Below are 12,448 nucleotides of genomic sequence, written 5' to 3'. Positions count from 1 at the left end.
ACCCCGACGGCACTGCCGATACTGGTGAGTCGCGAGGCCAGCCCCACTCGCGCTACCGCCTCCGAGACGCTCGGAATCTCGAACTTGCGAAAGCCCTGCGTCGCGGTGTTCAGGCCATGCACGGCGTGACGGGCTTCTACGCCTATTTTGCGTTTCAATGCTTCGCCGGTAGCGGGTAGGCTCAATGGCCGGCGGAGCCAAGCGGGCACGGCGGAGTCGATGCGCTGAAACGCGGCCTCGCGCAGGGCATGGAACTGTTCACGCGACTGGCTCACCGCCGGGTCCAGCGTGCGCTGGTAGAGATTGGCCAGATTATCGAGTTCCATCTGTGCTCTGCTGAACAGGTTTTGTCCCGCCGCCGAGAAGGTGCCAAGCGTCGTCGAGGCCAGTGACGCGGCAGTGCCGCCGTCCGGGTCCTTGGCCAGAGCAATATCCTCGAATGCGCCCCAATGATCGATCATGGCCTGGGCTTGTGGCGGCTCCAGCCGATGCAGCGTTTGTTGCACCTTACGCGCTTCCTGCATCAGTTGGTCTTCTTCGGGACGGCATTGCTGATTATCGGGGTCGCTGAGCACCACCATTGAGCCTGGCAGCACTACCTCGCCAAGGTGGCCGTTGAGGCGCTCAAACATTGCATCCACCTCGGGCGTCGGCATCGGGAGAACGTCACGCTTCAGCTCTGCCCGGGGAGTGAGCTTACGCACGATAACGAACCCGGGAGCGAGGCTGCTTTGATTCTCATCGTCTTCACCGGCAGGCGGAACGCTCATGGTTGAACGGCTATCGAGAGTTGAGCCTGCAGCTAGAGCGCTCGCGCCAGCAATGGTGGTAGCGGTGACGGCGGCAGAGCCCACTCGACTCTGGGAAGGGCTGCCTGTCTTAGCCGTGGCACGGGCCACCACCTGGCCGCCGCAGGAGGTGGCACTACCATCGACGGCAGCCGGGGACCCCTCGATACGTAGCCAGCCGAGCCCCGACGAGATGCTTGCCCCACATGAGCTCTTGTCACCAACGCATGCAGCCGGTAGGCCGTCAACAAGGGTCGTCGATGCTCCGCTAATGATACGGTGAGGCCCTCCTTTGCATCGGCAGACGACCTTATCGCCGAGCTTTGCTTGGTCCATCCATGAACTCTCCTGAGGTGTGCTTCAATGGGATCCTACTCACGGATGAGAGTCATTACCATAAAGAGGGGCAAGTGTCGTTGATCTCTTACGAGGTGTGTCGTCATCGTCCTTCAACAGTCGGCCGACTTAGGGGGCAAGCATCACATCATGATCGCCAGCAGGATCGGCAGGTAGATGAACGACAGCAGGGTGGAGCAGAACACCAGCCCGGCGACGTACTTGGGCTCGTGGCCGGAGCGCTGGGCGAACAGGTAATTGAATACCGCCACTGGCATGCTCATTTGCAGCACCAGGATGCTGTGGGCCATCGGCGGCAGGCCGATCGCCGCGCCAATGCCCCAGGCCAGCAGCGCCGCGGCCAGGGTGCGGACCAGGCTGAAGCCGATCCCCGATGAGAGGTTACGGGCCTGGATGCTGGCCAGCGACACGCCCAGGGTGATCAGCATCAGCGGTACCGTGAACCCGGAGATAAGATCCACGGTGTTGTCCAGCCAGCGCGGCAGGGCGGTGTCGGTGAGCAGTAGCGCCAGGGCGATGCCGATGGCGTAGACGGTGGGGGTGCGGGCCAGGGTGCGCAGTGGCCGGCCGCTCCTACTGTGCATGGCAGTACCGAAGGTGAACTGTACCAGCGACACCGTGACCATCGAGGCGATGGCGAAGGCGAAGCCGCTGCTGCCAAAGGCATACAGCGTCACCGCCAGGCCCATGTTGCCAGTGTTGGGGTACATCATCGGCGATAACAGCACCCGCCAGTCCTTGCGCAGCAGAGGCGCCACGGCAAAGGTCAGCAGGCCCATGGCGACGATTACCAGCAGGGTGCCGAGCATGGTGCTGCCGAGGCTGGCGGCATCGATGTCGGCGCCGCTCAACGAGGCCAGGATCAGCGCCGGGGTGCCGATATTGAAGACCAGTTTGGTGACGAACTCCACCGGGTAGGCGTGACCGAGACGAATCCAGGTGAAACCCAGGCTGGCGCCGACGAAGACCGGGGCCATCACGGCGAAGAGTTCGACAAGCATGCGGTGTCCTTGGTGGTCGCAACGGAGTCTTCGACGTCCAGGAGCGGCGACGAAGGTCTAAAGCGCAACGCTATTGTCGTCGATTCATGCTGCGCTGCAAAGGCCGGGCCGATGTCGCAACCCGACAGCTCTGTCGCAAACGCATCGCGTCGTGACGCCGCCAAGCATCTTGACCGGCGGGGCGGGGGATACCATCGCCGCAAGTGAAATCAATCACCGCTCATCACCGTGCTTCTGGAGGCCCCGATGCCACACCGCGACGGCTTTGCCTATACCGACACCCTGGCGGCATTCGACGCCCCTCTGGCCGCGGCCATCGCCGATGAGACGGCGCGCCAGGAGGCGCATGTCGAACTGATCGCCTCCGAAAACTACGCCAGCGTGCACGTCATGGAGGCCCAGGGCACCCAGCTGACCAACAAGTACGCCGAAGGCTATCCCGGCAAGCGCTACTATGGCGGCTGCGAGTACGTCGACGTGGTCGAGAAACTGGCCATGGAGCGCGCCTGCGACCTGTTTGGCGCCGACTACGCCAACGTCCAGCCGCACTCCGGGGCCCAGGCCAATGCCGCCTCCTTCATGGCGCTGGTGCAACCCGGCGACACCGTGCTCGGCATGAGCCTGGCCCACGGCGGCCACCTGACCCACGGAGCGGCGCCCAACTTCTCCGGCAAGCACTATCACGCCGTGCAGTACGGCCTGAACCCCGAGACCGGCGAGATCGACTACGCCGAGGTCGAGCGGCTGGCCCATGAGCACCGCCCCAAGCTGATTATTGCCGGCTTCTCCGCCTACTCGCGGGTGGTCGATTGGCGCCGCTTCCGCGCTATTGCCGACGCCGTGGGCGCCTGGCTGCTGGTCGACATGGCGCACGTGGCGGGCCTGGTGGCCGCGGACCTCTACCCCAGTCCGCTGCCGCATGCCCATGTGGTCACCACCACCACTCACAAGACCCTGCGCGGCCCGCGCGGTGGCCTGATCCTCTCGGCCTGCGGTGACGACGCCCTCTACAAGAAGCTCAACGGTGCGGTCTTCCCCGGCCAGCAGGGTGGCCCGCTCATGCATGTGATCGCCGCCAAGGCGGTGGCCTTCAAGGAGGCCATGAGCCAGGCGTTCGTGCAGTACCAGCAGCGCGTGATCGACAACGCCCGGGCCATGGCCGAGGTCTTCATCGAGCGCGGTTTCGAGGTCGTCTCCGGTGGTACCGACGACCATCTGTTCCTGGTATCGCTGATCGCCCAGGGCATCACCGGCAAGGACGCTGACGCTGCCCTGGGACGGGCGCATATCACCGTCAACAAGAATGCCGTGCCCAATGACCCGCAGAGCCCCTTCGTCACCTCAGGCCTGCGCCTTGGCACCCCGGCGGTGACCACGCGCGGCTTCGACATTGACGACTGCCAGACGCTGGCTGAGTGGATTTGCGACATCCTTGATGCCTTGGGCGAGGGCAGTGACAGCGCAGACGTGGAGGCGGAAGTGCGCGATAAGGTCGCGATTCTGTGCGCCCGCTACCCCGTCTATGCTGATAGCCGAGAGGCCAGCGCCGAGCGGCACAGCGCCATCGCCTGAATAAGGCGCGACACGAGTCCTGGAGAGAACCTATGCAACGCTATTCCGGCTTCGGCCTGGTCAAGCACGCGCTGAGCCACCATGAACACTGGGAGCGCCAGTGGCGCAACCCGACGCCCAAGAAGCAGTACGACGTGATCATCGTCGGTGGGGGCGGCCACGGCCTGGCCACCGCCTACTACCTGGCCAAGGAGCACGGCATCACCAATGTCGCCGTGGTCGAGAAGGGCTGGCTGGGCGGCGGCAATACCGCGCGCAACACCACCATCGTGCGCTCCAACTACCTGTGGGACGAGGCGGCGGCGCTCTACGAACACTCCATGAAGCTGTGGGAAGGGCTCTCCCAGGACATCAACTACAATGTGATGTTCTCCCAGCGCGGCGTGCTCAACCTCGGCCACACCCTGCAGGATATGCGTGACATCCAGCGTCGGGTCAACGCCAACCGCCTCAATGGCATCGACAGCGAAGTGCTCGATGCCGACGGCGTGCAGAAAATCGTGCCGATCCTCGACTGCTCCAAGCGCGCCCGCTATCCGGTGATGGGCGCCTCCTGGCAGCCGCGGGCCGGGGTGGCGCGCCACGACGCAGTGGCCTGGGGCTATGCCCGGGCCGCCGATGCGCTGGGCGTTGACCTGCTGCAGAACACCGAGGTCACCGGCTTCAAGATCCGCGACGGCCAGGTCTACGGCGTGCACACCAACCGCGGCGACATCGAGGCCAAGACCATCGGCTGCGTCACCGCCGGCAACTCCGGGGTACTGGCCAAGATGGCCGGTTTCCGGCTGCCGTTGGAGTCGCATCCGCTGCAGGCGCTGGTCTCCGAGCCGCTCAAGCCGATCCTCGACACCGTGGTGATGTCCAACCACGTCCACGGCTATATCAGCCAGTCGGACAAGGGCGACCTGGTGATCGGCGCCGGCATCGACGGCTACAACGGCTACGGCCAGCGCGGCAGCTTCCCTACCGTGGAGCACACCCTGCAGGCCATCGTCGAGATGTTCCCGATCTTCTCGCGGGTACGCATGAACCGCCAGTGGGGCGGCATCGTCGACACCTGCCCGGACGCCTGCCCGATCTTGTCGAAGACGCCGGTCAAGGGGCTGTTCTTCAACTGCGGCTGGGGCACCGGCGGTTTCAAGGCCACGCCCGGTTCGGGGCATGTATTTGCCGCCAGTCTGGCCAAGGGCGAGATGCACCCCATCGCCGCCCCGTTTTCCATCGACCGCTTCCATAGCGGTGCGCTGGTCGACGAACACGGCGCGGCCGGCGTCGCCCACTAAGGAGGCCATCACATGTTTCAGATCTACTGCCCCTACTGTGAGGAGCTCCGCGAAGAAGAGGAGTTCCACCCCAAGGGCCAGGCCCATATCGTCCGGCCTGCCAACCCCGAGGCCTGCTCCGATGAAGAGTGGGGCGACTACCTGTTCTTCCGTGACAACCCGCGCGGTATTCACCACGAGCTGTGGGTGCACGCGGTGGGCTGTCGCAAGTTCTTCAACGTCACCCGGCACACTGTGAGCTACGCGATCCTCGAGACCTACAAGATCGGCGAGCAGCCCAGCGTTACCGCTGAGCCTGCGGTCAGCGAATCGACCACCTCCACTGATGATGTCCGCCAAGGAGTCCGCGCATGAACCAGCAAGTGCAGCGCCTCGCCCAGGGCGGGCGCATCGACCGCAGCCGGCCGCTCGATTTCACCTTCAACGGCCAGACCTACCAGGGCTACCACGGCGATACCCTGGCCTCGGCGCTGCTCGCCAACGGCGTTGATATCGTCAATCGTAGCTTCAAGTACTCGCGGCCGCGGGGCATCGTCGCCGCCGGCGCCGAAGAGCCCAATGCCGTGGTCCAGCTAGGTGCCTCCGAAGCTGCCCAGGTGCCCAATGTGCGCGCCACCCAGCAGGCGCTCTATGCTGGCCTGGTGGCGCGCAGCACCAACGGCTGGCCCAGCGTGCAGAAGGACCTGATGGGCGTGGTGGGCAAGGTCGGCGGCAAGTTCATGCCGCCGGGCTTCTACTACAAGACCTTCATGGCTCCGGCCTCGATGTGGATGACCTACGAAAAGTATATCCGCAAGAGCGCCGGCCTCGGGCGCAGCCCCGCCGAGGCCGATCCGGACATCTACGACCACCGCAATGGTCACTGCGAAGTGCTGGTGATTGGTGCCGGCCCGTCGGGCCTGGCCGCCGCCCTGGCCGCGGCGCGCAGCGGCGTGCGGGTGATCCTCGCCGACGAGCAGGAAGCGATGGGCGGCTCGCTGCTCGATAGCCGCGAGACTCTCGACGGCAAGCCGGCGGACCAGTGGGTTGCCGACGTGCTCGAGGAACTGAGCGGGCTGGCCAACGTCACCCTGCTGCCGCGCACCACCGCCAACGGTTATCACGACCACAACTTCGTCACTCTCCACGAGCGGCGCACCGAGCACCTTGCCGATTGCGCGCCGCGCACCGCCGAGGGCGCCCGCCAGAGCCGCGCGCGGCTGCACCGGGTACGCGCGGGGCAGGTGATCTTGGCCACCGGCGCCCACGAGCGGCCGCTGGTGTATGCCGGCAACGACGTGCCGGGCAACCTGCTGGCGGGTGCTGTTTCCACCTATATCCGCCGCTACGGCGTGGTCCCGGGCAACAAGCTAGTGCTCTCCGTCAGCAACGATCACGCCTACCGCGCGGCCCTCGACTGGCACGACGCCGGTCGCGAGGTCGTGGCCATCGTCGACGCCCGCGAGGCACCGGATGGCGATCTGGTAGGTGAAGCGCGAGAGCGCGGCATTCGCGTGATCACCGGCAGCGCGGTGATCGAGGCCAAGGGCGCCAACCGTGTATCGGCGGCGCGGGTGGCCAGGATCGATATCGACGGCTTCCGCGTTGCCGGCCCGGTAGAGACGCTGGCCTGCGACTGCGTGGCCAGCTCCGGCGGCTACAGCCCGGTGATTCACCTCGCCTCCCACACCGGCGCGCGGCCGACCTGGAATGATGGCATCCTCGGTTTCGTGCCCACCCTAGTCGATGGCGTACATGCTGCCGGTGGCGCCCATGGCATCTATGCGTTGGGTGAGGTGTTGGCCGATGGCGTGGCGGTAGGCTCGCAGGCTGCTGCGGCGACCGGCGGCGAGGCTGCCGAGGTAGCCCTGCCGGCTAGCCAGGCAATTGCCGAATCGCCTGCCTGCGCGCTCTACCAGGTACCGCATGAGAAGCCCACGCTGCGAGCGCCCAAGCAGTTCGTCGACCTGCAGAACGACGTCACCGCTGCAGCCATCGAGCTCGCCACCCGCGAAGGCTTCGAGTCCATCGAGCACGTCAAACGCTACACCGCCATGGGCTTCGGCACCGACCAGGGCAAACTCGGCAATATCAATGGCATGGCGATTGCCGCGCGCTGCCTCAAGCGCACGATTCCCGAGGTGGGCACCACGGTGTTCCGCCCCAACTACACGCCGGTAACCTTCGGCGCCATCGTCGGCCGTCACTGCGGCGAGCTGTTCGACCCCGAGCGCTATACCGCACTGCACCAGTGGCACGTGGAGAACGGTGCCGAGTTCGAGGACGTCGGCCAGTGGAAGCGCCCCTGGTACTACCCCCGCAAGCAGGGCGGCAAGCTGGAGACCATGCACGAGGCGGTGGCCCGCGAGTGCCGTGCGGTGCGTGAAGGGGTGGGGATCCTCGACGCCTCGACGCTTGGCAAGATCGATATCCAGGGCCCCGACGCCCGTGAGTTCCTGGCGCGTATCTATACCAACAAGTGGGAGAAGCTCGCCGTCGGCAAGTGCCGCTACGGCCTGATGTGCAAGGACGACGGCATGGTCACCGACGACGGCGTGACCAGCTGCCTCGCCGACAACCACTTCGTGATGACCACCACCACCGGCGGCGCTGCGGCGATCCTCGAGTGGCTGGAGCTGTGGCACCAGACCGAGTGGCCGGAGCTCGACGTCACCTTCACTTCGGTGACCGACCACTGGGCGACCATGACCGTTACTGGGCCCAAGTCGCGGGCGCTGCTCGCCGAGCTCACCGACGACATCGACCTGGACCGCGAGAGCTTCAAGTTCATGGACTGGCGCGAAGGTACGGTGGCCGGGGTTCCGGCGCGGGTCTTCCGCATCTCCTTCACCGGCGAACTGACCTTCGAGATCAACGTCCAGGCCCACTACGCCATGCACGTCTGGAAGGCGCTGTTCGAACACGGCAAGAAGTACCAGCTGACGCCCTACGGCACCGAGACCATGCACGTGCTGCGCGCCGAAAAGGGCTTTATCATCGTCGGCCAGGACACCGACGGCTCGGTGACCCCGGAAGACCTCGGCATGCAGTGGTGCGTGGGCTACGACAAGCCGTTCTCGTGGATCGGCAAGCGTGCGCTGACGCGTAGCGACACCGCCCGCAGCGACCGCAAGCAGCTGGTCGGCCTGCGTCCCAAGGACCCCAAGGTGGTGCTGGAGGAGGGCGCGCAGATCGTTTTCGATCCCAACCACGCCATCCCCATGCCGATGGTCGGCCACGTCACCTCGAGCTACTACAGCCCGACCCTCGACAGCGGCTTTGCGCTGGCGGTGGTCAAGGGTGGCCAGCAGCGCATGGGCGAGAGCGTCTACCTGCCAATGGCCGACGGTAGCGTCCATGAAGCCGAGATCACCAGCACGATCTTCATCGATCCCAAGGGAGAGCGTCAGCATGTCTGAGTCAGCGCTGAGCCGAGTGAACCTGTTTGATTCCCGCGCCGACCACGCCAGCGTGGCAGTCGAGTCGCCGCTGGCCTATTCCTGGCAGCGCAGTGGCGCGCCGGCCCCAAGCGCCGCCAGCCGGGTGGTACTGCGCGAGCAGACCTTCCTCGGCCACCTGATCCTGCGCGGTGGTGCCATCGTGCTCGACGAGGCGCTGCGCGAGGTGCTGGATATCGGCTTGCCGGGTCGCCCCAATACCCTGAGTTGGGACGTCAGCGGCGAGCGCTCGATCCAGTGGCTGTCGCCGGACGAGTGGCTGCTGATCGTCCCCGGCGGCGAGGCCTTTGCCGTCGAGCGCCGGCTGCGCGAGCGCCTCGCTGACGCCAGCTTCGCCATCGTCGATGTCAGCGGCGGCCAGACGCTACTCACGCTGGAAGGTGAGGCGGTCCCCGAGCTGCTGATGAAGTCGGTGGTCTACGACGTCGACCCGAGCCACTTCCCGGTGGGCAAGGGCGTCAACACGGTATTCGCCAAGGCGACCGTCATCGTGCGCCGCAGCGGCGAGACGCGCTGGGAGCTGGTGGTGCGCAGAAGCTTCGCCGACTACTGCTACCGCTGGCTGCTGGATGCCGGCGAGGAGTATGCCATCGGCGTCGAGCGGTAGCTGGCGACGCGAATACCTCGATGGTCAGCATAAGCGACAAGGGGATATGCTCAAGCAAACCGTCTACGGCAGGGATGCCGTAGTCGAGCCCCCAGGGATGGGTTTACGGCGTGTTTGCGGAGCATTCCCCGCCGTCGCGCAGCGGGGCATGGCGAGCGCCAGATGAAGCTGCGCCTCCTCGTAGGCCTGTCGGTGGATCAGTCCCGAGCGGTGCTGCCTACCTGCAATAGCCTTGCTTGATGGTCAATATAAGCGACAACCGGCATGCTCAAGCAAACCGTCTACGGAAGGGATGCCCATTAAGGAGCCGCAATGAATCACTCTTCAGATACCTGGATCCTCGCCGCCCAGTGCCCCAGCCGCTTGGGCACCGTGGACGTGGTCACCCGCTTTCTCAAGGAGCAGCGCTGCTATATCACCGAGCAGCAGTCCTTCGATGATCGCCTCAGCCAGCGCTTCTTCATCCGCACCGCCTTTCATCCCGAAGCGGGCGGGTTCGACGCCGACGCCTTCCAGGCAGAATTTACCGCCCGCGCCGCCGAGTTCGACATGACCTTCGAGCTGGCCTCGCCGGGCCAGCTCACGCCGGTAGTGATCATGGTCTCCAAGGCCGACCACTGCCTCAACGACCTGCTCTATCGCTACCGCACTGGCCAGTTGCCGATCGAGATCCGCGCGGTGGTCTCCAACCATCCCGACCTCGAGCCGCTGGCCGCCTGGCACGGGCTGCCCTACTACCATTTCCCTATCACCCCGGAGACCAAGGCCGAGCAGGAAGCCCAGGTGTGGCAGGTGATCGAGGAGAGCGGTGCCGAGCTGGTGATCCTGGCACGCTACATGCAGGTGCTCTCCAGCGAGATGAGCGAGAAGCTGGCGGGCCGGGCGATCAATATCCACCACTCGTTGCTGCCCGGCTTCAAGGGCGCCAAGCCCTACCACCAGGCTCACGAGAAGGGCGTCAAGCTGGTCGGCGCCACCGCCCACTACATCAACGACGACCTCGACGAGGGGCCGATCATCACCCAGGGTGTGGAGCCGGTGACCCACGCCGACACCCCCGAAGACCTGGTCGCCAAGGGCCGCGACATCGAGTGTCTGACCCTGGCCCGGGCGGTGGGTTACCACGTCGAGCGGCGGGTGTTTCTGAACGACAAGCGCACGGTGGTGTTCGCGCGATAGGAGGCCGCAGGGGAGGTAGCTCGTACGCACGCGGCGGGTGGTGTTGATAAGCTAAATGATAATTCTTATAATTTAGCTTAGCTGGCGTTGCCGCCGGTGCCATCCCGCTCCCTGATCGAGACGCTCCCATGTCCCATAATCCCTACTGCCCTGCGCCAGCTCCCCTGAGCGTGGCGATTCGGCGTGCCGCCGCGCTGTCGCTATCCGGCTTGCTGGCCACCACGTCCCTGGGCCTCCAGGCCCAAGACGATATCGAGACCCAAGACACCATGGTGGTGACGGGCACCGCCTTGAAGGTGGCGACGCCGCTGGTCGAGACGCCGCGTCCGGTCTCCATCGTCTAGCGTGATGAGCTCGAAGAGCGCAACGTGCAGCAGCTCGACGAGACCTTCCGCTACCGCTCAGGCGTTTTGTCAGGCCACTACGGCTCGGATAACAACACCGACTGGTTCAAGGTCCGCGGCTTCGATCAGGCAACCTATCAGGATGGCCTGCGGATTTACCGCGAGGGATTTTATCAATGGTTGCCAGAGCCCTATGGGCTGGATCGTGTCGAACTCTTCAAAGGGCCCTCATCGATTCTCTACGGCGAGGCACCGTCCGGTGGCCTGATCAATGCCGTTAGCAAGCGGCCAACCGCCGAGCAGCGGGGCGAGATCAACATTCAGACAGGCAACAGGAATCATCGTCAGGTGGGTATCGATACCTCGGGCCCGCTTACCGCAGGTGGCGATGTGCGCTATCGCTTCGTCGGTCTATACAAGGAGCGTGACGGCGACCTGAACGATACCGAGAATGAACGTTACTATTTTGCGCCCAGTCTTGAATGGGATATCTCCGATGACACGCGATTGACCGTGCTTGCCAGCGTCCAGAAGGATGACGGAATTCCCGTCAATCCCTTCAAGCTGGCCTATGGCACAGTTCAGGATACGCCGTTTGGCAGGGTGGATCCTCAGACCAACTACGGTGCCCCCGGTTACGACAAGGACGAGCGTACCCAGACGGCGGTTGGTTACGAGTTCGAGCATGCCTTCAACGACACGTGGCGATTCGAGCAGAATTTCCGCTATAGCCATCTCGACCTGGATCTGCGCAGTACCTATATGATGATGGGAACCGGTGATGGCCAGACGGCATCTCGCGGTCATCTGCAGCGCGACGGCGAGATCGATAGCATCACCGTCGACAACCGCATGGTCGGCAAATGGTATGGCGACCGCACAGAGAACACGCTACTACTCGGGGTGGACTACCAGGACCTGACACTGGATGGCAGGGAATTCGACAACTACTTCTACGACAGTGTCGATATCTTCAATCCCCAAGGTGGCATTGCCCCAGTACCCAGCGATCAGCTGACCCGCCGCAAGATCGACAAGGAGCAGCTGGGGCTCTATGCACAGAATCAGCTGCGTATCGACGATCGCTGGGTACTGCTTGGCGCCGTGCGCCACGACACTGCCGATGTACGCAACGAGTCCGAATTCGATAACAACACGGTAGATGAAACCCAGTCCGCGACCTCCTGGTCCGGTGGCGTCATGTACCTTGGCGATAACGGCCTGAATCCCTACATCAGCTATACGGAATCCTTCCGCCCGGCAGCGCAGACCAACCCCGATGGTGCCATCTTCGAGGAAATCGAAGGTGAACAGTGGGAGCTGGGCGTCAAGTACGCGCCGTTCAATTGGGACGGTTATGTGACAGCGGCGGTCTTCGATATCAAGGAGTCGAACTCCTTTGCCACGGCTCCCGGTGGTTACCAGACCCAGGAGGGCGAACGCACCTCACGTGGATTCGAAATCGAGGGGGTAGGTTATCTCACAGATGCTCTCAGGCTGACCGCGGCCTATACCTACACCGATGCGCGTGATGCCGACGACAATCGGGCGGCACTGATTCCCCGGCATATGGCCTCTGCCTGGCTGAACTATGACTTCCAGGGAACGGCCCTGGATGGCTTGAATGTCGGGGTGGGGGTTCGTCATGCGGGTGAGACAGTGGATGGCGATATCACCGTAGCCGACTACACGGTGGGAGATGCTATGGCGAGTTACGACTTCAACCGCAACTGGACCGCCCAGCTCAACGTCAACAACATCACTGACGAAACGTATGTCGCCAGCTGTGATTTCTGGTGCTACTACGGTGAGTCGCGCAGCGTCATCGGCAGCTTGAGCTATCGCTGGTAGCCACGAAAAAGACAGGATCTTGGCCGTCC

Annotated in this window: 8 protein-coding genes and 2 pseudogenes; 7 read left to right on the top strand and 3 right to left on the bottom strand. The window is 64.3% G+C overall.

The window, feature by feature from the left end; genetic code table 11:
- The 3 genes and pseudogenes from BLT16_RS21035 to BLT16_RS13980 form a co-directional block, all read right to left on the bottom strand.
- Positions 1 to 632: hypothetical protein (locus tag BLT16_RS21035; RefSeq protein WP_245701671.1), on the bottom strand; the 632-nt coding region annotated here is incomplete at its 3' end.
- Positions 633 to 992: 360 nt separating this feature from the next.
- A pseudogene (locus BLT16_RS21230) lies at positions 993 to 1,124 on the bottom strand (PAAR domain-containing protein); the annotation flags it as partial.
- Between the two features lie 143 nt (positions 1,125 to 1,267).
- Positions 1,268 to 2,146 carry an AEC family transporter gene (locus BLT16_RS13980; protein ID WP_089659118.1) on the bottom strand — a complete coding sequence of 293 codons (879 nt, stop codon included), beginning with the start codon at positions 2,144 to 2,146 and terminating at the stop codon, positions 1,268 to 1,270.
- A gap of 246 nt (positions 2,147 to 2,392) precedes the next feature.
- Here BLT16_RS13980 and glyA point away from each other — a divergent pair, with 246 nt between their 5' ends.
- The 7 genes and pseudogenes from glyA (at position 2,393) to BLT16_RS13945 (ending at position 12,419) form a co-directional block, all read left to right on the top strand.
- Positions 2,393 to 3,718 carry a serine hydroxymethyltransferase gene (gene glyA / locus BLT16_RS13975; protein ID WP_089659117.1) on the top strand — a complete coding sequence of 442 codons (1,326 nt, stop codon included), beginning with the start codon at positions 2,393 to 2,395 and terminating at the stop codon, positions 3,716 to 3,718.
- A 32-nt stretch (positions 3,719 to 3,750) separates the two neighbouring features.
- The gene (locus BLT16_RS13970) at positions 3,751 to 5,001 is read left to right on the top strand and encodes a sarcosine oxidase subunit beta family protein (protein ID WP_076746607.1); all 1,251 of its coding nucleotides are present in this window, start codon (positions 3,751 to 3,753) and stop codon (positions 4,999 to 5,001) included.
- Between the two features lie 12 nt (positions 5,002 to 5,013).
- Positions 5,014 to 5,355 carry a sarcosine oxidase subunit delta gene (locus tag BLT16_RS13965; RefSeq protein WP_089659116.1) on the top strand — a complete coding sequence of 114 codons (342 nt, stop codon included), beginning with the start codon at positions 5,014 to 5,016 and terminating at the stop codon, positions 5,353 to 5,355.
- A complete protein-coding gene (locus BLT16_RS13960) occupies positions 5,352 to 8,399 on the top strand; it encodes a sarcosine oxidase subunit alpha (RefSeq protein WP_089659115.1) in 3,048 nt (1,015 codons plus the stop codon). Before BLT16_RS13965 ends, BLT16_RS13960 begins: the two co-directional genes overlap by 4 nt.
- Positions 8,392 to 9,045, top strand: a complete 654-nt coding sequence (locus BLT16_RS13955; RefSeq protein ID WP_089659114.1) for a sarcosine oxidase subunit gamma — start codon at positions 8,392 to 8,394, stop codon at positions 9,043 to 9,045. The genes BLT16_RS13960 and BLT16_RS13955 overlap by 8 nt, the downstream gene beginning before the upstream one ends.
- A gap of 312 nt (positions 9,046 to 9,357) precedes the next feature.
- A complete protein-coding gene (gene purU / locus BLT16_RS13950) occupies positions 9,358 to 10,224 on the top strand; it encodes a formyltetrahydrofolate deformylase (RefSeq protein WP_089659113.1) in 867 nt (288 codons plus the stop codon).
- A 128-nt stretch (positions 10,225 to 10,352) separates the two neighbouring features.
- Positions 10,353 to 12,419 (top strand): annotated as a pseudogene (locus BLT16_RS13945) (TonB-dependent siderophore receptor).
- Positions 12,420 to 12,448 lie beyond the last annotated feature (29 nt).

The organism is Franzmannia pantelleriensis (genome assembly GCF_900102875.1).
In the GTDB taxonomy this organism is placed as follows: Bacteria; Pseudomonadota; Gammaproteobacteria; order Pseudomonadales; family Halomonadaceae; genus Franzmannia; species Franzmannia pantelleriensis.
The sequence above is the reverse complement of the archived record's forward strand: the minus strand, read 5'-3'. Positions and strand labels throughout refer to the sequence as shown.